The sequence below is a fragment of the Fodinibius sp. genome (genome assembly GCF_034521915.1).
GTDB lineage: Bacteria > Bacteroidota > Rhodothermia > Balneolales > Balneolaceae > Fodinibius.
The window spans coordinates 268047-294014 of sequence record NZ_JAXHLU010000004.1 but is presented as its reverse complement, the minus strand read 5'-3'; the positions used below and the strand labels follow the sequence as shown (position 1 = coordinate 294014).

At 42.9% G+C, this 25968-nt stretch carries 26 protein-coding genes; 14 read left to right on the top strand and 12 right to left on the bottom strand.

Going from position 1 to position 25968, the window contains the following annotated elements; genetic code table 11:
• Positions 1-12 precede the first annotated feature (12 nt).
• A complete protein-coding gene (gene mnmA / locus U5J89_RS03960) occupies positions 13-1143 on the top strand; it encodes a tRNA 2-thiouridine(34) synthase MnmA (protein WP_322574307.1) in 1131 nt (376 codons plus the stop codon).
• A gap of 130 nt (positions 1144-1273) precedes the next feature.
• Positions 1274-2029 carry a hypothetical protein gene (locus U5J89_RS03955; protein WP_322574306.1) on the top strand — a complete coding sequence of 252 codons (756 nt, stop codon included), beginning with the start codon at positions 1274-1276 and terminating at the stop codon, positions 2027-2029.
• A 64-nt stretch (positions 2030-2093) separates the two neighbouring features.
• Here U5J89_RS03955 and U5J89_RS03950 read toward each other — a convergent pair whose 3' ends face one another.
• On the bottom strand, positions 2094-2957 hold the full coding sequence (locus U5J89_RS03950; RefSeq protein WP_322574305.1) for an anti-sigma factor domain-containing protein: 864 nt from the start codon (positions 2955-2957) through the stop codon (positions 2094-2096).
• A gap of 105 nt (positions 2958-3062) precedes the next feature.
• On the opposite strand from U5J89_RS03950, the gene U5J89_RS03945 reads away from it, so the two are divergent.
• Positions 3063-4217 carry a metallophosphoesterase gene (locus U5J89_RS03945; protein ID WP_322574304.1) on the top strand — a complete coding sequence of 385 codons (1155 nt, stop codon included), beginning with the start codon at positions 3063-3065 and terminating at the stop codon, positions 4215-4217.
• Positions 4218-4401: 184 nt separating this feature from the next.
• Here the strand turns inward: U5J89_RS03945 and U5J89_RS03940 are convergent, their stop codons facing one another.
• The 3 genes from U5J89_RS03940 to U5J89_RS03930 all read right to left on the bottom strand — a co-directional run bounded on the left by U5J89_RS03940 (position 4402) and on the right by U5J89_RS03930 (position 8931).
• Positions 4402-6492, bottom strand: a complete 2091-nt coding sequence (locus U5J89_RS03940; protein WP_322574303.1) for a thioredoxin domain-containing protein — start codon at positions 6490-6492, stop codon at positions 4402-4404.
• Positions 6493-6936, bottom strand: coding sequence for a methylglyoxal synthase (locus U5J89_RS03935; protein ID WP_416208496.1), 444 nt, complete (start codon positions 6934-6936; stop codon positions 6493-6495). It abuts the gene before it with no gap.
• A gap of 147 nt (positions 6937-7083) precedes the next feature.
• Positions 7084-8931 (bottom strand): adenylate/guanylate cyclase domain-containing protein, encoded by a 1848-nt coding sequence (locus tag U5J89_RS03930; protein ID WP_322574301.1) that lies wholly within the window; start codon positions 8929-8931, stop codon positions 7084-7086.
• Between the two features lie 136 nt (positions 8932-9067).
• On the opposite strand from U5J89_RS03930, the gene ndk reads away from it, so the two are divergent.
• Together ndk and U5J89_RS03920 are read left to right on the top strand one after the other, a co-directional pair.
• Entirely contained in the window at positions 9068-9499 is a 432-nt protein-coding gene (gene ndk, locus U5J89_RS03925) for a nucleoside-diphosphate kinase (protein WP_322574300.1), read from the top strand.
• 63 nt (positions 9500-9562) lie between these two features.
• Complete coding sequence (locus U5J89_RS03920; RefSeq protein WP_322574299.1) at positions 9563-10744, top strand: DUF1343 domain-containing protein; 1182 nt, start codon at positions 9563-9565, stop codon at positions 10742-10744.
• Positions 10745-10747: 3 nt separating this feature from the next.
• Here U5J89_RS03920 and rlmB read toward each other — a convergent pair whose 3' ends face one another.
• The gene (gene rlmB / locus U5J89_RS03915) at positions 10748-11497 is read right to left on the bottom strand and encodes a 23S rRNA (guanosine(2251)-2'-O)-methyltransferase RlmB (RefSeq protein WP_322574298.1); all 750 of its coding nucleotides are present in this window, start codon (positions 11495-11497) and stop codon (positions 10748-10750) included.
• An 80-nt stretch (positions 11498-11577) separates the two neighbouring features.
• Between rlmB and U5J89_RS03910 the strand changes: the two genes are divergently transcribed.
• Genes U5J89_RS03910 through U5J89_RS03900 form a run of 3 tightly spaced genes read left to right on the top strand, consistent with a single transcriptional unit; the run spans position 11578 to position 13133 of the window.
• Positions 11578-11925: a hypothetical protein gene (locus U5J89_RS03910; protein ID WP_322574297.1), complete on the top strand. Its 348-nt coding sequence runs from the start codon at positions 11578-11580 to the stop codon at positions 11923-11925.
• Position 11926: 1 nt separating this feature from the next.
• Positions 11927-12259, top strand: coding sequence for a hypothetical protein (locus U5J89_RS03905; protein ID WP_322574296.1), 333 nt, complete (start codon positions 11927-11929; stop codon positions 12257-12259).
• Positions 12249-13133: a glycerophosphodiester phosphodiesterase gene (locus tag U5J89_RS03900; protein ID WP_322574295.1), complete on the top strand. Its 885-nt coding sequence runs from the start codon at positions 12249-12251 to the stop codon at positions 13131-13133. Before U5J89_RS03905 ends, U5J89_RS03900 begins: the two co-directional genes overlap by 11 nt.
• Positions 13134-13146: 13 nt before the next feature.
• Here the strand turns inward: U5J89_RS03900 and U5J89_RS03895 are convergent, their stop codons facing one another.
• From U5J89_RS03895 to U5J89_RS03880, 4 genes are read right to left on the bottom strand one after another with little or no spacing between them, the layout of a single operon-like run.
• Positions 13147-13566, bottom strand: a complete 420-nt coding sequence (locus U5J89_RS03895; RefSeq protein WP_322574294.1) for a secondary thiamine-phosphate synthase enzyme YjbQ — start codon at positions 13564-13566, stop codon at positions 13147-13149.
• Between the two features lie 4 nt (positions 13567-13570).
• Positions 13571-14386: an alpha/beta hydrolase gene (locus U5J89_RS03890; protein ID WP_322574293.1), complete on the bottom strand. Its 816-nt coding sequence runs from the start codon at positions 14384-14386 to the stop codon at positions 13571-13573.
• Positions 14387-14441: 55 nt separating this feature from the next.
• A complete protein-coding gene (gene thpR, locus U5J89_RS03885; RefSeq protein ID WP_322574292.1) occupies positions 14442-14984 on the bottom strand; it encodes an RNA 2',3'-cyclic phosphodiesterase in 543 nt (180 codons plus the stop codon).
• An 8-nt stretch (positions 14985-14992) separates the two neighbouring features.
• A complete protein-coding gene (locus U5J89_RS03880; RefSeq protein WP_322574291.1) occupies positions 14993-15268 on the bottom strand; it encodes an acylphosphatase in 276 nt (91 codons plus the stop codon).
• Between the two features lie 171 nt (positions 15269-15439).
• Here U5J89_RS03880 and U5J89_RS03875 point away from each other — a divergent pair, with 171 nt between their 5' ends.
• From U5J89_RS03875 to U5J89_RS03850, 6 genes are all read left to right on the top strand, one after another.
• Positions 15440-16378 carry a hydrogen peroxide-inducible genes activator gene (locus U5J89_RS03875; RefSeq protein ID WP_322574290.1) on the top strand — a complete coding sequence of 313 codons (939 nt, stop codon included), beginning with the start codon at positions 15440-15442 and terminating at the stop codon, positions 16376-16378.
• Between the two features lie 85 nt (positions 16379-16463).
• Positions 16464-17411: a TerC family protein gene (locus U5J89_RS03870; protein WP_322574289.1), complete on the top strand. Its 948-nt coding sequence runs from the start codon at positions 16464-16466 to the stop codon at positions 17409-17411.
• 10 nt (positions 17412-17421) lie between these two features.
• The gene (locus tag U5J89_RS03865) at positions 17422-17859 is read left to right on the top strand and encodes a hypothetical protein (RefSeq protein ID WP_322574288.1); all 438 of its coding nucleotides are present in this window, start codon (positions 17422-17424) and stop codon (positions 17857-17859) included.
• On the top strand, positions 17856-18839 hold the full coding sequence (locus tag U5J89_RS03860) for an MBL fold metallo-hydrolase (protein ID WP_322574287.1): 984 nt from the start codon (positions 17856-17858) through the stop codon (positions 18837-18839). Before U5J89_RS03865 ends, U5J89_RS03860 begins: the two co-directional genes overlap by 4 nt.
• Positions 18840-19007: 168 nt before the next feature.
• Positions 19008-20756, top strand: coding sequence for an ATP-dependent DNA ligase (locus tag U5J89_RS03855; protein ID WP_322574286.1), 1749 nt, complete (start codon positions 19008-19010; stop codon positions 20754-20756).
• Positions 20757-20801: 45 nt separating this feature from the next.
• Positions 20802-21755 (top strand): hypothetical protein, encoded by a 954-nt coding sequence (locus U5J89_RS03850; RefSeq protein ID WP_322574285.1) that lies wholly within the window; start codon positions 20802-20804, stop codon positions 21753-21755.
• A gap of 86 nt (positions 21756-21841) precedes the next feature.
• On the opposite strand, the gene U5J89_RS03845 is transcribed toward U5J89_RS03850, so the two are convergent.
• The 3 genes from U5J89_RS03845 to groES all read right to left on the bottom strand — a co-directional run bounded on the left by U5J89_RS03845 (position 21842) and on the right by groES (position 25840).
• A complete protein-coding gene (locus U5J89_RS03845; RefSeq protein WP_322574284.1) occupies positions 21842-23626 on the bottom strand; it encodes a sodium:solute symporter family protein in 1785 nt (594 codons plus the stop codon).
• Between the two features lie 176 nt (positions 23627-23802).
• Positions 23803-25491, bottom strand: a complete 1689-nt coding sequence (gene groL, locus U5J89_RS03840) for a chaperonin GroEL (RefSeq protein WP_322574283.1) — start codon at positions 25489-25491, stop codon at positions 23803-23805.
• A gap of 55 nt (positions 25492-25546) precedes the next feature.
• Complete coding sequence (groES, locus tag U5J89_RS03835; protein WP_095606959.1) at positions 25547-25840, bottom strand: co-chaperone GroES; 294 nt, start codon at positions 25838-25840, stop codon at positions 25547-25549.
• Between the last annotated feature and the right edge of the window lie 128 nt (positions 25841-25968).

The following is a 25968-nucleotide window of genomic DNA, read 5'->3' as shown; positions in this document are numbered from 1 at the left end:
TCAACCAGTACCATGAGTAGCAAAGGAAGAGTATTAGTAGCTATGAGCGGAGGCGTAGATTCCTCTGTTGCAGCTGTTATGCTCAAAGAACAAGGATATGATGTCATCGGAATTACGATGAAAACATGGGATTATTCCCGTGTAGGCGGCAAATCTGATAAAGAAACCGGATGCTGCACCCTTGAATCCATGAACGACGCACGACAGATTGCCGTCAACCATGGCTTCAAGCATTTTATCGTAGATATCCGTGACGAATTTGGCGACTGGGTTATCGATCGTTTTGTGGATGACTACATGAGTGGGCGCACGCCCAACCCCTGTGTGCTATGTAATACGCACATTAAGTGGGCCGCACTGTTACGCCGCGCCGACAACCTTGGATGTGATTATATTGCTACGGGACATTATGCCAACGTGCGCGAAGAAAACGGACGATATGTAATCTCCAAAGGGCTCGATCCCAAAAAGGATCAGTCGTATGCACTTTGGGGTGTTGAGCAAAAGCACTTGGCACGTACTATCTTTCCACTGGGAAGCTATGAAAAGACTGAAATTCGCGATATGGCAGAAGAATTTGGTCTCACAAAAGTAGCCGACAAACCCGACTCCTACGAGATCTGCTTCGTCCCTGATGATGATTACCGCCGTTTCCTAAAAGATCGTGTTGATGGACTTGAAGAACGCGTCAAAGGCGGTAAGTTTATTGATCAGGATGGAAACATCGTAGGCGAACATGAAGGGTATCCCTTTTACACTATAGGCCAACGCCGCGGCTTGGATCTAGCGCTTGGCAAACGCGTGTATGTCACCGATATAGATCCCGAAACAAATGTCATTACCATTGGTGAAAAAGAGGATCTAGTAGCTACTACATGCAAAGCCAAAAATATCAATTTAAGTAAGTACGGGGAAGTACCCGGCGGCAAGATGGAAATTACCGGAAAAATCCGCTATAACGATGACGGCGTTGTTGGCCAACTAAAACAGTTGGGTGATGACGAAATCGAAGTTACCTTCCCCACCGGACGAGAAGCTATTACACCCGGACAGGCAGTAGTCTGTTACGAAGGTGATGATGTTGTCGGCGGTGGCTGGATCCATAAAGTAAATGTGGATACCAACGTTCTACAAGAAGCATAATCTTTGTAGTTGCCAAACGTTATCTAGCCTGCTCGTTAATTTGGGCAGGCTTTTTATTTTTAGCGAAACTTTGTATTTGTTTTTGATGTAAAAAAGCATAATTCAATTATTTACCTAAACTTTTTTGATCATGAAAAAAGCGTCCTATTATCTCTCGGCCATGCTCTTAGTTGCCTCTTTTAGTCAACAGCCTGCTTCGGCACAATTCGAGGGCAAAATAACCTTTAACAGCTACAACTATACATCAGAAGGAGTTGAGCAAAAAGACGATAATTTCACATTGTATATAACCCCCGACCGCATTCTATTGCAGGGCAAAAAGGAATATGGATTTATGGAATCCATTCAAACAGAAGGAGTACTTGTTCGGCTCGACTTTGAAGATTTTGTGTTTCTAACCGGTGATAATGAAGCCCTCAAAATTTCTAAATCCGATATCACCTCCATGATGAACATGTTTGAAAATGGCCAGAGTGCAAACAAAGCAGCTGGCAAAGCCGATGATGTTGATTACGAACGCACCGGTGAATCAGCAACTATTCACGGATACCAGGCAGACAAATTTATTTTTCGGGATGATGAAGAACCCAACGAACATACCGAAGTATGGATGACGAATCAGCTCGATGTAAACTGGGGCATGCTGGCTGAATCATGGAGCGGCAGTGCTGAAACTATTATCAGTAGCCTGCCTACTAACCTCGTGTTCAAAGAGAAATATTTTCCACTTAAGGTAGAAGTATTTAAAAACGATCAGCTTGTATCAAAGTTAGAAACTACCGAAGTAAATACCTCTTCTATTGCCAAAGCCATGGTTCAAGTTCCATCAGGCGTTAAAGTACTCAGTTTTCAAGATTACCTCTTTCAAAAAATGAGTAAGCAATAAAGTTTAGAAATGGGTAATGAGTATTGAGGATCAACACTTCTCAATACTCATTACTAGTTACCAATTATTGTCCGCTAAAGCTTCCCATAAGGTGCATTTCGCCATTTAGTTGAGACGATTCGCCATCAGTCTCCAGCGTAACGGCAAAAGAAAAATCCTTTTGCCTATCCAAACCATCCAGATTTTCAGTCATAAATAATGCATCTCCATTACCATCCACAGAAAATGAGCTGATATTTACGGCTTTGTTATCAAAAATAGCCCATAACTGGTATTGCTCATCTTCTTCCGGAGACGGCAGCTCGGCAAGCCGGACAACAGCCCTGTTATTCTGGGAATCCCAAATTACATTGCCATATCCAAAGGGATTTGCCTCCATGCCCAACAACCTCACCAAATGCAGCTGACGAGAATCTATCACCGCAAGCATTTGCTGCAGCTCATTCATCTCATTTTCAAGATCAGCTATCTCCTCCTCTTGGTCTGTAATAGTACTCTCTTGGGTACTAATCTCCGAACGCAGCGAAAAAGCATAAAATACCAGGCTTAAACAAATAAAACCCAAAACAATTGATGTTACTAATGTAAGAGATACATAGGTTTCTCCATTATCATCAGTTTCATCTACAACTTTTTCATCCGAGGCAACCTCCATTTGTTCCGAAGAACGATCCGTCTCCTGCTCATTCCCGTCCTCCACCTCTGAAAGCAGTTGCTCTCTCAGCTCATCCGGCGAAGGATCATCCTTTTCAGAAAATAACAGCTCATTTCCTTTCGTGCGCATCTGCTGATACAATTCCCGTTCCTCTTCTGTCGCCTCATCCAGCATTTCCTCAAACCGCATGCGCTCATCCTGATCAAGAATATTTAGTACATAATCAGCACAAAGTTCTTTAAACGTTCTCCTATTCCCTTGTTGTTTAGCCATCACAAAATGTATATTTGATGAATATTACGTAAGTCATTATCACATAAAAGTTTCAGAAAAAATAATAACCAAATAAATTACTAGAACGTGCCCTGGCTCCTTAGGATGACACTCGTGGTAGCACTGCTCATGCTACCCGTCCAACTTTACCTATCATTTAGCTATTACGCAAACCTCAAATCCCACTCCCAAAAACGGGCAATCATACCCATCATCCTACTAACATTCTACGCCTATCCGCTCATTGCCCTAATCGACTTTTACACTACCAGTACCATCGACCTGCTCAGCTATCCCCAACCTTTGGTCTACTGGTTCTGGTTTGGACTCATATTCGTATTTCAGCTTGCAACCTGGGTCATAGTCACCGATCTCATCAAAGTAATCACAAACTATTTTTATGGGGATAAAAACGTGATTAGCCGGTGGCATCCTCACCTGATCGTAGCACTATTCGCAACTATATTCCTGTTTACTGCAACAAAAACCTACCTCCACACAACCCAAGTGCAAGCAAAGCATCATACCATTCCCGTAGAAAACCTGCCCAAATCGCTCCAAGGATTAAAAATCGTTCATATTTCCGATATCCAAGGTGACGAATACACCGGTCGTAACGAGATCCGGAATTACATTCAGCAAATAAACACCCAAAATCCGGACCTTATTATTTTTACCGGCGATCTCATTTCCTACGGTACCGACTTTATTGAGATGTCGGCAGAAGAATTGGGCAAAGCGAAATCAAAATACGGAACCATAGCCATCGTCGGTGACCATGATTACTGGGCCGGTGTACCTCATGTTAAAAAGGCATTGAATAATCAAAGTATTCCACTTCTGCAGGATGAAAATTACACCATCCAAATTGACAGTACCACCAAAATTACCATTACCGGCGTTACCGAAGTATACAGCAAGCAATCAGATTCCTCCACCGTAGATTCACTGACGAAAAGCGCTTCCGATAGCGCGCTAAAGATATTTGCATCCCACCAAGTCAACGATCAATTAATAGCGAAAGCCCAGCAACAGAACTACCATCTTGTGCTATCCGGGCATACCCACGGCGGACAAATACATGTGCCATTTATGGGAATGAATTTTTCAGCATCCCAGCAAGAAACCAAATACGTTCAGGGACTTTACAACGAAAATGGTTTGCCGATCAACGTGAATAACGGCCTGGGATTTACCCTGGCTCCCATTCGGTACGAAGCCCCGCCCAATATTTCCATCATTACGCTGCAGAAAGAGTGAGACAATCCATTAGTTACGAGAGCATTGAACCCTGAAGCAACATTTCTCTTCATCAACGGGTCTCACTGAAATTAAAACTTATAATTGTCATCTCGAACGAAGTGAGAGATCTATGTTTTACGCTGCTATCTCAATGGACCATCATTCCACAGTGGCATCAAGCGCACACGTTTAATGCTAATTACTATTCGATAAACTCCATCATTTTATCAGGGCTATTTGTTGGCAGCTCACATGCATAGTTCTGACAGACATAAGCAGTAGGCTTACCATCTTTCATCCCAAAATCGGAAAGATACGGTACCAAATCGCCAATCGTGCTATCCTCCGGATCATGGAAAATAACAACTGCACGGGGTAAAAAACGGTTCTGCAGCGGACGTATAAATTCTTCAATATCAGAATCATCTTGAGAACCTGCGATAACAATTTCCTGAGAATCTCCCTCCAGAAAATCCACACTCTGCAGAGCTGCTCCAAAGCTCGTCGGCGCTTTTTCAATACTTTCAGCAAACAACTTTAGCGATTCATCAGCCATCTCTTCCCACTCAGTATTGGCAGTCATTCGTCCCAATCGAAGTAGGTTCAGCATGGCAATGGAATTCCCCGAAGGCATTGCCCCGTCATAAATCTCTTTCTTCCGCCCCAGCAGCTCCTCAGCAGTTTCATCCGTAAAGTAAAAACCACCGTTCTCGTCATCCCAAAATTGATCCACAAATTGTTCATTCAACGAAACCGCCTGCTGCAGATATTCCGTTCTAAATGTAGCCTCATACAGCTCCAAAAGTCCCCATATCACAAATGCATAATCATCGGCATGACCATCAATAGCAACATCCCCATTGCGATAACGGTGCTTTAGTATTCCTTTTTCAGTGAGCATCTCATTATCAATAAACTTCCAGCAACGTTCAGCTTGCACGAGGTACTGCTCATTTTCAAAAGCTGATCCGGCCTTGGCCAATGCCGCAATGAGCAAACCATTCCAATCGGTGAGAATCTTATCATCAAGGAGCGGATGTACTCGTTTTTTGCGTTTTTCCAATAATTTTTCCCGAATTGATGCCAATGTAGCACGAAGTTTTTCAGGCTCCATATCCCGTTCTTGGGCAAGCTCCTTAAACAATTTTTGAAGATGCGGGATATTTTTGCCTGTCTTCCGACCGGTAGCCTCATCATGATAATTACCTTCATCAGTCAGGTTATAGGCATCGATAAAAAGTTCTGCTTCAGCCAGCGGCAATAGTTCTCGAATTTCGGTAGTACTCCAAACATAAAACTTTCCCTCTTCTCCCTCACTGTCAGCATCTTCCGCAGAATAAAATCCGCCATTCTCATCCTGCATCTTACGCATCAAATAACTACAAATTTCATCTGTCGTCTGCTTGAATAGATCGTTCTTGGTGCATTGCCAACCCTCAGTATACGCCATCAGTAACATTGCCTGATCATAAAGCATTTTCTCAAAATGTGGTACCAACCATTTCTGATCCGTCGAATAGCGGTGAAAGCCTCCGCCGATTTGATCAAAAAGCCCACCCATGCGCATTTGGGTTAGTGTTTTCTCCACCATCTCCAGCGCTTTTGAATCCTGATGACGATCCGCATAGCGAAGCAAAAACATTAGGTTATGCGAACTCGGAAACTTGGGGGATGAACCAAATCCTCCATATTGCTCATCAAACTGCTGCTCGTACTGATCGTACGCCTCATCTAAAATATTACTATCCAAACGATCTGATGGGACAAATACATTTGACTTCTGAAAGGCAGTGACAATCTCATCTGTAGAATTGATAATTTTCTCCCGATCATTCTGCCACAGCTTAGAAATCCATGGAATAAGCTCGCGCATTCCCGGGCGGCCCTGTCGCCCGGCTTTTGGGATATACGTTGCCGCATAAAAAGGATTCTTATCAGGCGTTAAAAAAACATTAAGGGGCCAGCCGCCACTACCGGTAAGCATCTGACAAACCAACATATAGGTATTATCAATATCGGGACGCTCTTCGCGATCTACCTTAATATTTACAAAGGCACGATTCATCAATTCGGCAACTTCTTCATCCTCAAACGACTCGTGTGCCATCACATGACACCAGTGGCAGGTCGCATAGCCGATAGATACCAGCACCGGCTTGTCTTCTTGCTTGGCTTTTTCAAATGCTTCCTCTCCCCAGGGATACCAATCTACCGGATTGTCGGCATGCTGCAACAAATACGGACTGGATTCATTCGCCAGACGATTTTGATTGTTATCAGGAGAATCAGTCATCTACTCTTTATCTACATCTTTTGAAAAACGTTCGCTGTAATCCACGATAAAGCGATCGTATTCTTCATCTATAAGATCCGTTGAAATCATGAAGTCGGCCGATGAGCGATTGCACGCCATAGGAATATTATAAAGCACGCCAATTCGCAACAGTGCTTTCACATCTACATCATGCGGCTGGGCCTGGAGCGGATCCCAGAAAAAAATCATCATCTCAATCTTATTTTCTGCGATGGCGGCTCCAATTTGCAGGTCGCCACCCAGAGGGCCACTATTAAAGCGATTTACATCCAGGCCTACCTTATCGGCAATCATTTCACCTGTCGTACCCGTCCCAAACAAGTTATGTTTTGAAAGCGATCCCTTGTTAAAATCGCACCAGTCAATTAGATCCTTTTTTCGATGATCATGGGCAATAAGTGCAATATTCTTCTTTTTTTTCATTTTTTTTGCTCCGGGAGCAACAGGCTGCTGAGAATCTTTTTTTGCATTCATATCAGAAATATAATTTTTAGAAAATAGTAAAGTCAGCAGATAAGCTACGGTAAGTAGAGGTGGCTCTCAAGCTATAATTTAGATGAGCAAACAACCTTATATTGCCAGTCGAAGTGGAGAATCACTTATTTGTATGCGCTTGATGGAAAACGATTCTTTATTAAATCCCTTGAGGCGAATATTAATATCCTCAACTCTCCCTTCATTCTCAGAATCCTCAAGCATTTCTTGCAAATTATACTTGCTAAATACTTTCTGAGAAATGATGAGTTCATTTTCTGATGCGTAATCCACAAAACGCGAAGCAATATTAACGGTACAGCCAAAGTAATCGATACGGCTATTGAGATTAACAGCCACACAGCTCCCGTGATGAATTCCGGCCTTAAGCTGAAAATCATCGGTAAAGCGTTCGTCGTCCGATATCATTTTTTGAGCTCTCAGATAAGCTCGTAAAGCCTGGTCGGGCTCACAAAATACCGCCATTACCGAGTCGCCAATTGTTTTAACTATAGCACCGTTCTCTTTGGAAACTACCTGTTGCAGGATTTCAAAGTGATCGATGACCTGTCCCACAGCCTTGTCATCTCCTTCCTCGTTATACATGCCCGTTGAATCAAACAAATCAGTAAACATCAACGTCAGGTTATCGACTGATATTTTTTCACCCTTGCGCAGTACTTCATTTGCAAAAAGATTGCGAAATAGCTGCGACGATGTTGCCCGAGCAGCGCTCACTCCGTGCAAAGACCAGCTCTTGCGCTCGAGAGTAATAAGTTGATTTTTATCAGTTGTATTTTCGATACTCAAATTGGGACTGTTTGCAATATGAACCTCTTCTCCGGTAAGCCCCGAGGTGTTAATATTTACATGAACCGTATCATCTCCATGCTTATCCACATGCACCAAAGCCGCACCTTTTGACTGCGTTGATCGCAAAATATATTCCCCTGATTGTAAATCTGTCATCAAATAGCGCTTTTGCCCGGGTTTAAGATACTGTTGCAGTACCACGTGCGACTTCTGCTGTGGTCCCCGAATACAATATTGATCCCTATTTATTTTTCGGATTAACGGATGCGGTGTAAAACTAAGCTGAACCGTTTTATTAAAATTGACCTTGAATTCCTGCTCACACTCATCACAATAAATCGGCTCATGAATCTGATTTAACGTTTTTACCGATTCCTGAATACTTCTGCAGGATGGACAATACAGATCCCAGTTAAAATTTAGAAGATTCGCTTTGGCCGCATGGATAAAAACCTTAAAAACCTTTTCCGTAGATAGGTCCCACTGCTCTGCAAGTTTGAGTGGAGAAATTTGCTGCAGCTCCAAATCATCAGCACGGCGAATAAAGTCAATCAACCGCTTCAATATGGCAGCATCAACCTCGCTATTGTGCAGCTCTTCCTCAATCTGTCGTAGTCGATTTTCGCCCCCGCGGACCAATCCTTTTTTATTGGCAATCTGATAATGATGACGATCGCTTATAGCCAACTGATCGTATCTGTCAATTACCTTTTTAAAACGTCGCTTTACCAACATTTTAAGTTTTAAGGTATTCCAAAACGAAAGGAGTTTATTACGGGGGACGGCCCAAAACTTAACAATTACACGACTTCCCTTTTCATTTTCCTTTAAGTCAACCTGGATTTTCAAATCCTTGTATGCTCCTGACTGGTAATGACGAACTACACCAAAACGAAATGGATATTCCCATTCAAAAGGCTCTTCTTCCCAAACTTCGTATCGGTTTATTCCATTGTAGGAAAGCTGAATTAAATCCTGATCTACCGACTGGGTAATATGAACTTTCTGAATGCTTGGCTGATTTAAGTCCTTAAACAAGCGATTGACATCAGTAATAAATGGCCAAATCTCTTGCGGTAGAGCATTGACCTGCCAGCTCCAAGATAATTGTACCGTCTTATGATGAACCATTTATTTGTGACTTTTTATAAGCGAAAAAGTTCTGCACAATTGACTTCGTGAATTAGTGCAGTATGCGTTATATTTATGTCCTTTATTTAAAAGAGCATAGAAACACTAATCTGTTACAAATCTTTAAATTTATTTTATGGCAGTAGAACGAACTCTCACGATCCTAAAACCAGATTGCGTACGAAAAAATCTAATTGGCGAAGTTACCCGCCGCATTCAAGAGGCCGGCTTTCGCATTGTTGCGATGAAAATGACTCGTCTGACCAAAGATACCGCAGGCGGATTTTATGCCGTTCACAAAGAACGCCCATTTTTCGATGAACTTGTTGAATTTATGAGCAGCGGCCCCTGCGTACCCATGATTCTTGAAAAAGAAAATGCCATCGAAGATTTTCGCGAATTTATTGGTGCTACCGATCCAAGTGAAGCTGAAGAGGGGACCATTCGTGCCGATTTTGCGGACAGTATAGGCGAAAATATTATTCACGGCTCTGATTCTGTTGAAAACGGCAAAAAAGAAGCCGCATATTTCTTTTCTGAAGCAGAAGTGGTAGCTAATAAAGCCTAAGTAAATTTCGAGGATATGCGAGCCACTACCGTCCTACTTATCGTTTGCACCTGTTTAATCCTTATGGGATGTAACTTAATCCAATCGCAGCCAACGGTAAAAGTAGGTGCTCATGTCTTGCTCGACAATCACCTTAATGAGCTCGAAGACAAACGCGTAGGGCTGGTGATGAATCCGACTGCCCGCGTAGAAGGCTCGCATATGCTTGATACCTTACTTGCTCGTGACATAAACGTTACAGCACTTTTTGCTCCCGAACACGGTTTTCGTGGAGATATTGGTGCAGGAGAAACCATTGAAGACGGCATTGACCAATCTACCGGTCTGCCTGTTTTTTCGCTCTACGGCAATACACGCACCCCCACCCAGGAAATGCTTGAAAAGACAGATATCCTGCTTTTCGATATTCAGGATGTAGGTGCCCGATTCTATACCTACAATGCTACGCTGGGTAATATTATTGAGGCCGCTGCTGCAAAAGATATTCCGGTCTGGATTTTAGATCGTCCCAATCCCGCCGGTGATTTTATTTCAGGATGGATGATGCAAGACAAACATCAATCTTTTGTGGGAAAATACCCTATTCCCATGGTGCATGGGATGACCCTCGGTGAATTAGCCAAAATGATGGTCGGCGAACAGTGGATTGATAATGCAGAACAGGCAACCGTTCGAGTAATTCCCATGGAGGGATGGAACCGCTCAATGAAATGGCCCGAAACAGGCCTCGATTGGATTCCCCCATCTCCCAACCTGCCCAGTTTTTATCACGCTTATGTCTATTTGGGAACCGTTCTTTTTGAAGGAACAACGATGTCTGAAGGACGCGGTACGGATAATCCCTTTCTTCGAATCGGATCCCCAAAAACTAAACTTACCACTTCTCATATTGCACAGCTTCGTCGACAATTTTCCGGCGTCAATATAGAGCGGCGCTCTTTCACTCCCGAATCTATGCCCGGCAAAGCATCCAATCCCAAATTTGAGGGCGAACAGTGTCACGGTATTGCCATTCAAGTAACCAATCCCGATGCATTTAACCCGGTTACTCTTGGGGCCGAACTTTTATCAACTTTACTCGATGCTACCCCCGATGCTTCGCTCAATGACTACATGCCCAAGCTTAGCGGTATTGATAATTCATCTCTGCAAGAACAGCTAAAAAACGATTTGTATCCCAAGCAATGGAAGGAAACAGCTTCTGAATTTAAGGAGCAACGTGAACAATATCTTCTCTACGAATAATGCTTAACTCTGTACTTTCCGTTTCCACTCGTAGCAAAGCAGGGCAGCACTTACCGAAGCATTCAGCGACTCAACATTGTTTTCCATAGGAATACGAAATTTGTAATCGCAGTGCTCTAGGGTTTTTTGACTGATACCGCTTCCCTCGTTGCCAACGACAAATGCCAGCGGTCGATCAACTTCCAGGTCCCAGAGCTCTTGATCTCCATCCATATCCAAGCCGCCAATCCAAAATCCCTCATCTTTTAGCTTCATTATGGATTGATTGAGATTACCAACGCGAACAATTGGGATGCGACCCACCGTTCCTGCCGATGTCTTATGAACAGTAGCATTTATCGGCGCCTGTCGATGTTTGGGAACCAAGACGGCCGATATCCCCGCTGCCGCAGCTGTACGGAGCATAGCCCCAAGATTTCCGGGATCTTCAATTTCATCCAGCAACAGAACGGCCGGGTAGTCGGATGTATCAACGGTATCGAGCCAACTTCCAAAATCCTGATATGATATCTGGCTCATCAGTGCTACTACGCCCTGATCATTTACGCTGCCCACAAGATCATTGAGTTTGGAACCAGGAACATGTGAAATAGGTATACGATGTTGGGATGCTAAATCAAAAATCTCTGAGAGTTGAGAATCGTGCAGCGAATCGCGTACAAAAATCTTTTGCATACGTTCGGCTTCGTTCCTCAGTGCCTCTATGATAGAGTTACGACCATAAACATAAATATTTGTATCACTTTCTGTCATGATAAATCAGGGAATTGAAATATTAATAATTTCGTTTAACTTGTAAGTACTTAACGATCTATTAAATAACGGGTATACCTATGAAAAATAAGAACCCAAAAGATGATTCGTTTCCATCCTCGGAATCATCCAATATAAAGGATTCCATACATAATTCTGCCATTTCTCAATATGTTGAACAAACCCATTCGCTTTCAGCATTCTATCTGATTGCCGGGGTGTCACAGGTCTTACTGGGATTGGCTGTAGTTACGGTATCCGTGTTGGGGCTTATCCAGCCACAATGGATTTCCACCGCGTTAATAATGATCGCCAGTGTAACAACTATGATTGGTCTTTATCTTCTGTATATCACGGCTGCAAAAAGAAACAACCCTAAATCTTTGTTACGTAACGCCATGCAGCGGATCATGCAACACAAAAACTGATATGACGGACTTTAACGATTCCGACACACAGAACCGACTTCAATCTTACCTTACTGTACACCTCAAGAAAGACGAACTGTCGCTGCCCGAAAGCGAACAAGTGGATGCCCTTCACAAGAAAAAACGGAATAAATGGATTCAACTTGCCGTAAATATTGCGGCTATATTATTTTTTGGCTACTCCTTTTATTTTGATATTACCCAGCTCAGCCAAACATTTTTCATCATCATTTTGGCTGTTTTTGCAATAAACGTGGGATTAATATTCTATCAAAAAAATCAAATCGATGAGTTGCTGGAATACTTGCAATGGAAAATACAGCATGAGAATTAAGCATCTCTGTCTTATCTTGACATTTGCTTCTATTGCAACTATTAACTGTCAGGCCCAATCATCTATGACTCAAAAGCATAATTTACCTGCACTTTATAACGATGATGGCGACAATTTTGTGATCATAGCCCACCGCGGTGCCAGCGCTTATTATCCCGAAAATACAATGATCGCTTTTAAAAAAGCGGTAAAAATGGGCGCAGAGATGATTGAACTTGATATTATGATGAGTAAAGACGGCGTTCCAATCGTTTTTCATGATGCTAAGCTTAACAAGCATACCAACGGCAACAGCTACGTCAAATATTACACGCTCGAAGACCTAAAAAAGCTAGATGCCGGTTCCTGGTTTGACGCTGAATTTTCTGATCAAAAGATTCCCACTCTCGAAGAAGTACTGAAATTTGCATCAGAAAATATTGCTCTCAATATCGAAATTAAAACCGAAGCTGTTTCTAATGAGATTAAAAACGGGATAGAAGAGAAAGCACTTCAGCTTGTCAAAAAATATGGGATGGAAAAGCATGTCTTATTTTCCAGTTTTAACTATCGAGCCATTCGCCATCTCAAAAAATTAGATCCTAATATTCCTGCAGCTTTACTCTACGAGAAAAAGCAATCAAACCGATTACTGCCACATCAGCTCGTTGAAAAATATAATGTTGATGCGTTTAACTGTAGCTATCGACAACTAAAAAGAAAATGGATGGCTGATCTCGACAAGCATGATATCCCGACTTTTATTTATACCGTGGATAGCAAAAAGCGAATGCAAAAACTCATTGCAGGTGGCGTTACCGGAATTTTTACTAACAAACCCGACCTCCTGAAATCTGTCGTTCAAAGCTATCATCTCAACAGCACAACAGATTAGTACTTTTCTTAAATTATTTGCCCATTACCTGCAAAAATATTCTGCGATCCCTCGATTTATTATCGTGATTTAAAATCACAACCTGCTGCCACGTTCCCAGCACCGGCTTACCATCGTGTAAGGGCACCGTTATTCCCGGTCCCATCATCGTAGCCCGCATATGCGAAAAACCATTGTCATCGCCCCAGGTTTCGCCGTGACGCGTTGTTTGGTCATGTGGAGCGAATTCGTCCAGCTTATCCTTCATATCTTGCACCAGCGCTGGCTCAAATTCTATCGTTGAAATCGAAGCCGTAGAACCGATCGGAAAAATATGAATGATCCCCTCTGAAAACCCGCTTTGCTCAGCAAATTCCGTTACATGCTCGGTAATATTTTTAATATCCGAAAATCCCTCAGCTCCAATCGTAATCTCTTTGCTAATTATATCCATATCACTAATTCGTTATGTTATCATTTAAAAATTCCTGCAGTGCTGTGCGATACTTTTCCCCTGTCTCCCAGAAACCGGAACCGTGCGAACCTCGCAATTCAACAAACGTTTTAGGTTCATTAGCCACCTCAAAAAGTTTTTCTCCGTGCTCATATGGAACAATTTCATCTTCTCTGCTGTGCGCCATAAAGAGAGGTGAACGAATCTGTTTGACGTTCTCCAATGTATTATAGTCATATCTTATGATGGAACGTACCGGCAGCCAAGAATACAAGTCGGCTCCCAAATCAGCGGCCGAGGTAAATGTAGATTCGAGAATGGTAGCCGCCGGCTGTTTTTGTACCGCAAGCCACGAACCAACTGCTCCACCCAGCGACCGTCCCATTATTACAATTTGATCATTATCAATATCTTTTTCTGCCACCAAATAATTCCAGGCCGCTCGGGCATCTTTATAGGTTCCCTGCTCGCTGGGTTTCCCCTCGCTTTTGCCATATCCCCGGTAGTCAAAAATAAAAACGTTGAGTCCCAAATTGTGCAAGAGCTGAATGGTTTGCAGGCGTCCCGAAATATTTCCTGCATTTCCATGAAAATATAAGACTGTAATATTGCTACTAGTTGGAATATACCAGCCGTGAAGACTTACCCCATCCTCTGTTGTAAATGTGACATCTTCATACGATAAACCAACATCCTCGGGCGTATAAGTGATTGATTTTTGAGGATAATAAATCATCTGCGACTGCAGCAAGTACATCAAGACAACCAATAAAAGATATCCGACAGCAATACTTAACAGAATCCATAAAAATGACTGCACAATTCGCAACATTCGTTAGGTAAATTGGAATTAATTAATCCAAAAATAACAAAAACTATTCACCCGAGTTTAGTAAATAGGTTTGCAACGGATGATGGCGGGCTCCATCAGGATGCAACTCACTCTCAAAAAGTACAAACTCATTGACCTGAATATTCTGAATGCCGAACTTTTTATGCTGATTGATAAATGAAGTAACCGATCGTTTATAGGCATTTTTCGTTCGCCCTATCGTAACATGCGGTTTATAAGGTCGGTTTTCGGGAGCAATTCCCATTTTCTCGCAGCGATTTTCCACTTTCTTATGCAACTCCTGAAGATTCGCATTTTCTTTAATACCTGCCCACACCACTTTGGGTTGCTTGCCCTCCGGAAAATACCCAATCCCTGAAATTGTCATTGAAAAGTCTGAATGAACAATGTTATCCAGCTCTTCCCGAAGCTCACTGACAGTCGTCTTATCCACTTCTCCCACAAATTTTAGCGTCAGATGCATCTGCTCTTGCGACTGCCATCGTATGCCCTCAATAGGTTGCTGTAAATCCAGTAATTGTTGTTTAACTCCTTTCGGCAGAGGAATTGCGATAAATAAACGCATAGAAAAAGTTAGTGGTAATGGACCTCAAATTCTTCGTATTCCTCATCGGCTTCCTCAACCGTAACGTCAATATTATCAACTCGGCTGGCCCCCGGTCCCTGCTCACAACGGTTTACCATCTCCCTGATGTGGTCCATTGGTCCGGCAAAAACAGCTTCTACACGACCATCCGGCAGGTTTTTAACCCACCCGAAAACTCCTACTTCTTCGGCATTTACTCTTGCAAAATGACGAAATCCAACACCTTGTACCCGTCCTTCGATAAATACATGCGCCTGTTGCATAATTGTTATATCTATGCTTTTTATTAAATCGTTAACGCTCAATTGATTAGTGATTCACGGGGAATGTACTAATCTGAAAGGAAATCTCGAACTTTCACGAATTAAAGTTCTAAAGTTTGTATAATTCCGTCAAACAATTTGTTACAATTTTTGCTTTGAAATAGATTTACTATGACTCTTACCCAACTCAAGTATATTATTGCCGTTGACCGTTACCGCCATTTTGCCACTGCTGCAGAAAAATCATATGTAACTCAGCCTACTCTCAGCATGCAGATTCACAAGCTTGAAGAAGAACTCGGGATTACCATTTTTGATCGATCCAAATCGCCCGTTATACCTACCGAGATAGGTGAAAAAATTATTGCCGAGGCAAAAAAAATTATTAAGCAGTCGAAACATATTGAGGATCTGGCCGCCCTGAATGATGATGAGCTTCGAGGTACTTTTCGCATCGGAATTATCCCCACGGTTGCCCCTTATCTGCTGCCCCTCTTTTTACGAAACTTCCGGAAGAAGCATCCCGATGTTCACCTCATTTTTGAAGAAGTGGTAACCGATGAACTTCTCGATCTGCTTAACCAGGATCATCTTGACATCGGTATCATAGCCACCCCGGCTGATCGCGGTAATATTTTTGAGGAAGATCTCTATTACGAACCATTTTTGGGTTATGTATCTGAGGACCATCCGCTTGCAAAGAAAGATCGTCTTTCGGTAGATGACTTGGAAGTCACCAATTTATGGCTGCTTAACGAGGGACATTGCTTTCGCGATCAAACCGTTAAGTTGTGTAAGAAATTCAGAAAAAATAAGCTCGATAATCCCAAAATTGAATTTGAAAGCGGAAATCTGGAAACACTAAAACAGTTGGTCGAACAAAACTTTGGGATGACACTCCTGCCTTACCTTGCAAAAAATCAGATCAATGAAAAATGCGCTAAAGCCCATTTACGAGAGTTTGACGATCCAGTTCCACGCCGGAAAGTACGCATTGTATACGGGCGCGAATACCTGAAAAAGAATATTATTGAGGCTTTCAAAGAAGAAGTAATGGCAGTCATCCCTGATGTACTCACAAAAGAGGAGGAGGGATTTTTAGTCGAATAGTTTGTGCCCCACTCAGCTATTAATTTTGTCAAATATTAGCTACTTTTGAGGCTTATTTTTTCAACCTTAAAAGTAGATCTTCGTTTTGGATCATTCCATTCTGCTGTGGTCGGTATTCAATGTGTTCATCATTGCGATGCTCATTGTCGACCTCGTTGTACTTCACAAAGAAGATGAACCTGTCAGCATCAAAGAAGCCCTTTACTGGACAGGTGCTTGGATTGTCATGGCCCTAATCTTTGGTATTGGAGTCTATTACTACATGGGTTCCCAGACGGCCATTGACTACTATACCGGCTACCTGATCGAAAAATCGCTCAGCGTTGATAATATATTCGTCTTCCTGCTGGTGTTTACCTATTTCAAAGTTCCGGATGAATTCCAGCACAAAGTACTTTTCTGGGGAATATTTGGAGCTCTTGTCATGCGTCTGCTCTTTATTTTTACCGGCGTGGCGCTTATAGAACGCTTCCACTGGATTATTTATGTATTTGGGGGCTTCCTCGTTTTTACCGGTATAAAACTGGCCATGGAAAAAGATAAAGAAGTCCACCCCGAACGGAACCCAGTCTTAAAATTAGTCCGGCGCTTTTTCCCTACCACCAAGAGCTATCACGGCTCCAAATTTTTTATCCGAAAAATGGGTCGGCTTATTGCCACGCCCCTGTTCATTGTTTTAGTGGTCATCGAAACAACCGACCTCGTTTTTGCCCTCGATTCTATTCCCGCCATTTTAGCGATTACGCGAGATGAATTTATCATATACAGTTCCAACGCTTTTGCCATATTGGGACTCCGAGCCCTATACTTTGCCGTCGCTGGCATCATGCGTCTTTTCCACTATCTGCACTATGGACTTTCCCTCATTCTTGTTTTTGTGGGAGTTAAGATGCTGCTTTCCGACTTTTATCACATCCCTACCCCATATGCATTAGCATTTATTGCCGGTGCACTTACTCTCTCAATTATTGCTTCTATCTTATATCCCAAAGAGGAAGAACCAGTAGAAGCCGAAAATCTTCCAGACGAATAATTCAGTAATTATGGATTTGGAAAGCTTCTCAACAAAATGGTTTGCTCTTTACTATTCGGTACTGGCTATTTGTTTGATTGGAGCCGGGGGATATATCACCCTTAAAAAGAATCAGATTGCTGACTATTTACTCGATAAGGCAGATTACGAAAAACCACCGGCCCTGTTTATCAGGATTTTAAAATATCTCCTTTTTTTCACTCTTCCCGGACTCGTACTTTCATTCACTCCTTTCTCATGGATTGAACTTCTCTTTACTATTTGGAGTTTATTCGTTGTGTATATAGCAGGACTTCAACTGGTGCGGTGGGAGCAAAGTCGCACGCTCATTAAAGCCAGCCAACAGCTGCCCAGTATCATTAAAAGAAGTGGTGCCATTATGGTGGCAGTGGGATCAGCTATATTCCTGCTGGCATACTTAGTAATCACCCGACACCCAATATCATGAATATCACCAAGGCAGGATATCACGGAATTCTGCTCCCGGATCTAAACATTGGCTTCGACTACAATGGTACGTCCACCCAACATACCTTCATTTCGCACGCCCACGCCGATCACATGCCCCGCAATCGCGACAGCAGCGTATATTGTTCACCCAACACCCTCAAGCTAATGCAGCGACGCGGTTATAAGGGCGATGCTACAGTCCTTGATTTTGGGGAATCCATAGAAACAGAAAAAGCTCGTATCACCCTTTATCCGGCGGGACACATTCTGGGCTCGGCAATGATATATGTAGAATCGGATGAAGGTTCGGTTCTCTATACCGGTGACTATCGAACCCCACCATCTCCGGCTTCAGAGGGATTTTCCATTCCCAATCAGGTCGATCATTTTATCACGGAAGCCACTTTTGGACTGCCTATTTATAAATGGGATACCCACGAAAACCTCGGACAGGAAATCCGTTCATTCGCCTCAAAATCCCTTGATAATGGATACACACCAATATTTTTAGCTTATAACTTAGGCAAGGCACAAGAGGTGATGCACCTGCTGGCACCGCTTGGACACCAAGTTCAAATTCACGGGGCAGGATATAAAATGTGTGATGTATATGAGGAGGCCGGAATCGATTTGGGCAATTACGAATCTTATGACCGCGATACCTGTGAAGGCAAAATTTTGATTACGACCAACTCAGCACTCAACAACGGCTTTGCATCTAACGCCCGAAAAATGCGCATTGCCTATTGTTCAGGCTGGGCAACCCGCGAAGCAGCTCGCAGTCAGTTGACCGTGCATAAACTTATTCCGCTTTCCGATCACCTCGACTTTTTTGAACTGATACGTCTTTGTGAAAAACTAAATCCCAAAAAAGTGCATATCACCCATACTCCCAATGCCGATGTTGTTCAACATTATTTGGATAAACGAAATATCGAGTCACGATTTTTGGATATGGAGATCGAAGAAGATGATTAGTAATAGCACGTACATATATAAACACCCCTCCCTCTGGCTATCGCCAGAGTACTCCCCTCGAGGGAAGATTTTTAAAAAAGTCCCCCTTCGAAGGGGGAAAGATTCTCAGCTGACTTTAACTAAGAATCAGGGGGATGTATCAAAAGATTCATTAAAATTACTGTGCCAATGAATCTCAAGACAAATTCCTTTAAAAAGCTGGCTGATACGGCCCAAGCTATCAACGAGACGCGCAGCACTAATACTAAAATATCGTTGTGCGCAGAATATTTTCGTTCCTTAAAAAATGAGGGAGATCTCAACCGTGCAGCTCAATTCTTAGGGGAAGGGGCTTTTTCATCAATATCAGGAAAGCGAGCCACCGTTGGCAGCCGTACCTACTCCACCTGTGCAGCACAGTTCTGTGAAATTGACTACGAAAAAGTTTTTAAGCCTTGTAAAACGGCCCTGGGTAGTGCTTCCGAAGCGATCGAAAAACTGATGCACAACATTAAAATAGCTCGCAAAAAACGCGAACCGGCACAACTAAGTCTTCGAGAAATAGAATCAATTTATGAAGATATTTATCGGGTATCCTCACGCGCCGACAAACAGAAAATTTTACGCGATGCATGGAAACAGATGACCCCGGTCGAAATAAAATTTTTTATTCGCATAATGACGCGGGGATCTCTGCGTATCGGCTTTGAAACCAAAAGTGTGGTATCGACACTGGCCAAAGCTTTCGACAAAAATGTAGATGACGTTCGCTATGCTCACATGATTACCGGAAGCATTGGAAAAACAGCAGTTCTCTGTAAGAATAATAAACTGGATGAAGCAAGCTTTAAGCTTTTCCATCCCCTTTCGTTTATGCTTGCTTCCCCAATAGAGAGCCGTTCCGTTGAAAATTTGAATAGATATATAGCCGAAGAAAAATTTGATGGTATGCGAGCGCAGGCACACCTAAGCGAAAAACAGGTAGAACTTTATTCTCGCGATCTCAATGATATCACTCATTCATTCCCTGAAATCATACAGTTTTTCGTAAAAAAAGACTTACCCGATGTGGTCTTGGATGGTGAAATATGCGTATTTAAAGATGATGAAATTCTACCATTCCAGCTACTCCAAAAACGGATGGGACGCAAAAAGCCAAGCAAAGATATTATCGAAAAATACCCAGTCTTATTTATAGCTTATGATCTCCTTTATTATGACGATCAACCTATTTTTGAAAAAAAGCTCCTGGAACGCCGTAATTTACTTGCCAAATTATCCCAAAGCCATGACCTTCCTATAACTAATCAATTTGAAGTAGAGGACCGTAACCATCTTGATGAGTTATTTAAACGTGCTTTGGCCCACGGCAATGAGGGATTAATGCTCAAAAAAGTTGACAGCACATATGAATACGGGCAGCGAAGAAAATCCTGGCTCAAAGTCAAAAAGCCGGGAGGTACACTCGATACGGTAATGATGTATGCTCATGCCGGTTCCGGTAAACGCGGGGGATACTATTCTGATTTCACGCTGGGGATACGAGTCGCAGAAGACGAGCGCTACGAAGAGGAGTTCATCCCAATTGGCAAAGCGTATGGCGGTTATACGGATGAAGAGATGAAACGCTTAAACAAACGCATTAAAGATCTGACTGTCGAAAAATACGGGCCTACCTTAGGACTCATTCCCGAAATTGTGATTGAGCTCGAATTCGATGACATTCAGGAAAACAAACGTACCAAGGCAAATTATTCGCTGCGACTGCCTCGGTTTAAAGCCATTCGCTGGGATCTTTCTCCCGAAGATGTCGACACGCTAAAAGATGTGGAGAAATTATATCAGCAGAAAATTAATAAAGCACGATTGAAGCAAGAAGAAAATCCATCTTTTTATATTGAAAGGGGAGATCCTGAAACAAGTACAGGACGACAATAGTTGAATTAAATTATATCAATTTATCATATCTAATTTTTCATTACTATGAGTAACTGGACACTTAAATCCACACCCCCGCACGACTGGTTTTTATGCTTAGATATTGATCAGTACTTCGACCACGAACACGATCCCGAAAAGGTCTTTGAAGAGGGATTTACACGTCCCATCCCATTAGATGATCGGGATATATTAGTAACCTGCTTTTTCAACGGGGATCCGGAAAACCCGGAGTTTCACTTTGAGTCTCCGGAAGCACTCAGTAAGAATGAAATCAAAGAAGCAAACAAGAGTTTAGCTCGCATTTTTGGCACGCGTATCGATTTGCGCCCCTTATATGAACAAGCAGCTGATGATCCGGTATTGGGCCCACTTCTTAAGGAATATTATGGATTTAAGCGCATGGCCCGAGCCAACATTTTTGAGGATACCGTTAATCGCATTATTCAAATGCGACTTTCGCATAAGCCTACTGCTAAAAAGATGGTCTATAACGTGCGTAAAAATTATGGATCGCTCATCAATACGGGGAATGATAACATACCGGCCTGGCCGCGTCCGCATCAGCTTATCAAGGCCACGCCTATGAGTATCCGACAGCTCGATCCGGGCCCTACCAAAAGAAAAGGAGAATTTATCATTGGTTTTGCTGAAGACTTGCTTTCCGGTGAACGTGATCTACATCATCTTGAAACATGTCAACCAGAAGTATTTTACAACACTATATCTAAGGTTCGAGGTATTGGTCCTACTTCGGCCCAGCAGCTGATGCTGTTTCGCGAACGCCCGGATGCTGTTTTTCCCAGCAATAAAAAGAAGGGCAAAGAAAAAGGGCACCGCCGGTGGATTATCCTTAATTATGGTGGTGATCCCGATAATACTTCCGAAGATGAATTCCAGGAGATGATCAAAAATTGGAAAGGATACGAGGCCGCCGGACTTGAGTTTCTGTTCATTGACTGGGTGATGAGCGAAAAGGAAAAACAGCAAAAAGATTAGTTAGAGTCATCCTGACTGGGTTTTGGATCCTTTCAGTAATAAATTTCATCTATTCAGCTTCGAAAAGCTCCTCATCCGGACGAATTTTAATTAGCTTTGCGCCAGGCTTTGTACAGCAATCCTGAAGCAAGGATAGAAATAATTGTTATAACCGAAGCCAAAACCCACTTTCCATAAATCCAATAGCCAGTAGCAAAAAGGGCCCCGTAAACGGCAATACATCCTAAAACCATACACAGCAGCCCTTGGGGGACGCGCCATGCTTCATCTTCCAGGGGTTCAGTATCTTTTCCTTCAACACGAGCTTCCTCAATAACTTTTTGCCATCCGGGTCCGCCAGGTCGTGCTACTTTACAGAAGTTAATTAATGTTTCCTTATTCGTGGGACGAGTAGCAAATGTAACGCCAAGCCACCCGATAGTAGTTACAATTACTCCAATAATAAGTTCTTGCCATCCGGTAACTTCCGGAAGTCCGGTATGTGAATGAGCGAACTGGAAATATAAAGCAACGGCAAAAGCAATAAACATGGCGGCGATCTCACTCCCAGCATTAATACGCCACCAAAACCAGCGAAGAATAAACAAAAGCCCGGTACCGGCACCAATCTGTAAAATAATCTGAAAGCTGTCGAGCGCATTTTGCAAAAGTAACGCAAGTGCCCCGGCTACAATCATTAAAATTACGGTTGAAATACGCCCCACAGTTACAAGCTCTTTTTCTGAGCTTTCGGGTCGTATAAACCGCTTATAAAAATCGTTAACTAAATAAGAAGATCCCCAATTTAGATGTGTAGAAATAGTTGACATATAGGCAGCCGTGAGTGATGCAACCACTAATCCCAGCCAACCCGTTGGAATAAATGTAAGCATCGCCGGGTATCCCATATCATGATCGGCTACGCCCGAAGCATCGGGAAACGCCTCTTTCAAATCAGCGACTTCAGGGAAAACGATAATCGAACATAATCCCACTATAATCCATGGCCAGGGACGCAGGGCGTAATGTGCGGCATTAAAAAAGAACACTGCAGCAATGGAGTTATTCTCATCTTTAGCAGCAAACATGCGCTGAGCAATATATCCCCCGCCTCCCGGTTCAGCACCCGGATAATAAACGCTCCACCACTGTATAACCAGCGGGATAATAAAAATACCAATAGCCTGCGAAGGATCAGAGAAATCGGGCAAAATATTTAGCTGACTTACTACTTCTTTGTGTTCCAGCAATCCACTTAGTCCGCCAACTTCAGGATGATTTAATGCCACATATGCAGCAATTAGACTTCCACCAATGGCCAAAAAGAACTGGAAAAAATCGGTGAGCAATACACCACGCAATCCCCCGAGAGAGCTGTAAATAACCGTAATAAGTCCACCAATTACTACGGTTTCAACGGGCGTTAACCCCATCAATACGCCGCTAATTTTTATCGCCGCCAGTGATACCGTTGCCATCACAACCACATTGAAAATAAAGCCAAGATATACGGCACGAAAACCGCGCAGAAAAGCGGCCATTTTACCACTGTATCGAAGCTCATAAAATTCGACATCAGTTAATACCCCCGATCGCTTCCAAAGATTGGCATAGACAAAAACGGTGAGCATACCTGTAAGAAGAAAGGCCCACCACACCCAATTTCCAGACACACCATCAGTGCGCACAATATTGGCAACCAGGTTGGGCGTATCGGTTGAAAATGTAGTAGCTACCATCGATATCCCCAACAGCCACCAAGGCATATTTTTACCGGCGGCAAAAAATTGTTCTGAATTTTTACCCGCTTTGCGCATTACCCATACGCCAATGAGCAAAGAAAACAATAGATAAGCTCCAATTATAGCCCAATCGATGGGAGCAAGAATCATAGATGTTTATTAAGATTGAGGTTGATAATCCGAAAGAACACTAACAAACGTAATTTTATTGAGATGCTCAACGGTTTTTTTCCACTCTGGATATTTTCAAATAAAAAAGCCCCGTCCCTAAACGGGACGAGGCTTCAAATCGTCTTATGAAAGACGGTTACTTAAGAACGGCTGGCTTACATCATGCCACCCATTCCGCCCATTCCTCCGGGCATACCGCCTCCCATGCCGCCTGGCATACCGCCTCCGCCAGGTCCACCGTCATCATCATCGTCATCGCCTTTTGTAGGCTTATCAGAGATGATAGCTTCGGTAGTTAACATCAATCCGGCAACAGAAGCAGCATTTTCAAGTGCTGTTCGTGTTACTTTTGTAGGATCGATTACACCGGCTTCAATGAGGTCTTCATATGTTTCGGTACGAGCGTTGTATCCAAAGCCACCTTTGCCTTCAAGGACTTTCTGTACAACGATAGAACCTTCAGCACCGGCATTATTGGCAATAATTCGAAGCGGCTCTTCAAGAGCGCGATGAACTATGTTGAAGCCAACTTTCTGATCAGGCACTTCAGCTTCTAACTCTTCAATTGCTTTGCGAGCACGGAGCAGCGCAACGCCACCACCTGCTACAATGCCTTCTTCAACTGCGGCACGTGTAGCGTGGAGTGCATCTTCAACACGAGCTTTCTTCTCTTTCATTTCTACTTCAGAAGCAGCTCCAATGTTGAGCACTGCAACACCGCCGCTCAATTTAGCAAGACGCTCTTGCAGCTTCTCGCGATCATAATCAGAAGTGCTGGACTCAATTTGTCCTTTAATCTGATTTACACGAGCCTGGATATCGTTTTCTTTTCCTTGGCCGCCAACAATCGTCGTATCATCTTTCGTGATATTGACGCGATCAGCAGTACCTAAGAAATCAAGAGTAGCATTTTCGAGCTTGTATCCACGCTCTTCAGAAATCACGGTACCGTCTGTCAAGATCGCGATGTCTTCCAACATCTGCTTGCGACGATCACCAAAGCCAGGCGCTTTAACAGCTGCAATCTTGAGCGATCCGCGCAGCTTGTTAACAACCAATGTAGCCAGTGCTTCGCCTTCAATATCTTCAGCGATAATCAGCAGAGGCTTGCTGGTTTGAATAACTTTTTCCAGGATAGGAAGCAGATCCTTCATATTGCTGATCTTACTATCGAAGATCAGGATATAAGGCTCTTCCATCTCTGCTACCATATTTTCAGAATCCGTCACAAAATAAGGGGACAGATATCCGCGGTCGAACTGCATACCTTCAACCGTCTCGAGATAGGTTTCAGTACCTTTGGCTTCTTCAACAGTGATAACACCGTCTTGGCCAACTTTTTCCATTGCATCCGCAATGTTTTGGCCAATTTCTTCATCGCCGTTGGCCGAAATAGTACCAATTTGCTTAATACTTTCGAGGCTGTCACCTACAGGTTGACTTGTTTTACGAAGCTCTTCGACAATAGCCTTAACTGCTATGTCAATACCTCGCTTCAATTCCATCGGATTAGCACCAGCGGTAACATTCTTCAATCCGGTTTGAATGATGGACTGAGCAAGAACGGTAGCTGTTGTTGTACCGTCACCAGCATTATCGCTGGTTCTGGAAGCAACTTCTTTTACCATTTGAGCGCCCATATTTTGTCGCTTGTTGGACAGCTCAATTTCTTTTGCTACAGTAACACCATCTTTTGTAACTGTTGGTGCACCGAATGATTTTTCGATTACTACGTTTCGTCCACGCGGTCCCAAGGTGACCTTGACAGCATTCGCAAGCTTGTCAACGCCCTGCTTGAGAGCATCGCGCGCTTCCATATCGTAATGAACTAATTTTGCAGACATAATTGCCTATTTAATTTTTTTGAGTTTTTGTTTAAAAAATGTTGAAAGAATTGCGTTAGTCAACGATTCCAAGAATGTCGGATTCTCTCATAATCAGATACTCTTCGCCATCCAGCGTAACTTCCGTGCCAGAATACTTTCCGTACAGCACTTTGTCGCCTTCTGCTACCGACATATCAATCTTGGTACCGTTTTCAACCTTGCCAGGACCTGCAGCAACTACAGTTCCTTCCTGAGGTTTTTCTTTTGCAGAATCGGGAATAATAATTCCAGATTCAGTTTTCTCTTCCGCAGGTGCTGGCTGAACCAGAACACGATCGCTTAACGGTTTAATCTTAGATTTAGCCATAAGTATGACTCCTAATTTTAGTTATTAGTTGAAATTTGAAATTCTTGAATCCAGCAATATTGCTGTTAATACTTTTGAAATTCTTCTGTTTGAAATCACATCAATTTCAACAGGGTTATAGGTGAGCA

Excerpts from the sequence above, each read along its gene's own strand:
- mnmA (WP_322574307.1), top strand. The coding sequence starts at position 13 with ATGAGTAGCAAAGGAAGAGTATTAGTAGCTATGAGCGGAGGCGTAGAT.
- U5J89_RS03955 (WP_322574306.1), top strand. The coding sequence starts at position 1,274 with ATGAAAAAAGCGTCCTATTATCTCTCGGCCATGCTCTTAGTTGCCTCT.
- U5J89_RS03950 (WP_322574305.1), bottom strand. The coding sequence starts at position 2,957 with ATGGCTAAACAACAAGGGAATAGGAGAACGTTTAAAGAACTTTGTGCT.
- U5J89_RS03945 (WP_322574304.1), top strand. The coding sequence starts at position 3,063 with ATGACACTCGTGGTAGCACTGCTCATGCTACCCGTCCAACTTTACCTA.
- U5J89_RS03940 (WP_322574303.1), bottom strand. The coding sequence starts at position 6,492 with ATGACTGATTCTCCTGATAACAATCAAAATCGTCTGGCGAATGAATCC.
- U5J89_RS03935 (WP_416208496.1), bottom strand. The coding sequence starts at position 6,936 with ATGAAAAAAAAGAAGAATATTGCACTTATTGCCCATGATCATCGAAAA.
- U5J89_RS03930 (WP_322574301.1), bottom strand. The coding sequence starts at position 8,931 with ATGGTTCATCATAAGACGGTACAATTATCTTGGAGCTGGCAGGTCAAT.
- ndk (WP_322574300.1), top strand. The coding sequence starts at position 9,068 with ATGGCAGTAGAACGAACTCTCACGATCCTAAAACCAGATTGCGTACGA.
- U5J89_RS03920 (WP_322574299.1), top strand. The coding sequence starts at position 9,563 with ATGGGATGTAACTTAATCCAATCGCAGCCAACGGTAAAAGTAGGTGCT.
- rlmB (WP_322574298.1), bottom strand. The coding sequence starts at position 11,497 with ATGACAGAAAGTGATACAAATATTTATGTTTATGGTCGTAACTCTATC.
- U5J89_RS03910 (WP_322574297.1), top strand. The coding sequence starts at position 11,578 with ATGAAAAATAAGAACCCAAAAGATGATTCGTTTCCATCCTCGGAATCA.
- U5J89_RS03905 (WP_322574296.1), top strand. The coding sequence starts at position 11,927 with ATGACGGACTTTAACGATTCCGACACACAGAACCGACTTCAATCTTAC.
- U5J89_RS03900 (WP_322574295.1), top strand. The coding sequence starts at position 12,249 with ATGAGAATTAAGCATCTCTGTCTTATCTTGACATTTGCTTCTATTGCA.
- U5J89_RS03895 (WP_322574294.1), bottom strand. The coding sequence starts at position 13,566 with ATGGATATAATTAGCAAAGAGATTACGATTGGAGCTGAGGGATTTTCG.
- thpR (WP_322574292.1), bottom strand. The coding sequence starts at position 14,984 with ATGCGTTTATTTATCGCAATTCCTCTGCCGAAAGGAGTTAAACAACAA.
- U5J89_RS03880 (WP_322574291.1), bottom strand. The coding sequence starts at position 15,268 with ATGCAACAGGCGCATGTATTTATCGAAGGACGGGTACAAGGTGTTGGA.
- U5J89_RS03875 (WP_322574290.1), top strand. The coding sequence starts at position 15,440 with ATGACTCTTACCCAACTCAAGTATATTATTGCCGTTGACCGTTACCGC.
- U5J89_RS03865 (WP_322574288.1), top strand. The coding sequence starts at position 17,422 with ATGGATTTGGAAAGCTTCTCAACAAAATGGTTTGCTCTTTACTATTCG.
- U5J89_RS03860 (WP_322574287.1), top strand. The coding sequence starts at position 17,856 with ATGAATATCACCAAGGCAGGATATCACGGAATTCTGCTCCCGGATCTA.
- U5J89_RS03855 (WP_322574286.1), top strand. The coding sequence starts at position 19,008 with ATGAATCTCAAGACAAATTCCTTTAAAAAGCTGGCTGATACGGCCCAA.
- U5J89_RS03850 (WP_322574285.1), top strand. The coding sequence starts at position 20,802 with ATGAGTAACTGGACACTTAAATCCACACCCCCGCACGACTGGTTTTTA.
- U5J89_RS03845 (WP_322574284.1), bottom strand. The coding sequence starts at position 23,626 with ATGATTCTTGCTCCCATCGATTGGGCTATAATTGGAGCTTATCTATTG.
- groL (WP_322574283.1), bottom strand. The coding sequence starts at position 25,491 with ATGTCTGCAAAATTAGTTCATTACGATATGGAAGCGCGCGATGCTCTC.
- groES (WP_095606959.1), bottom strand. The coding sequence starts at position 25,840 with ATGGCTAAATCTAAGATTAAACCGTTAAGCGATCGTGTTCTGGTTCAG.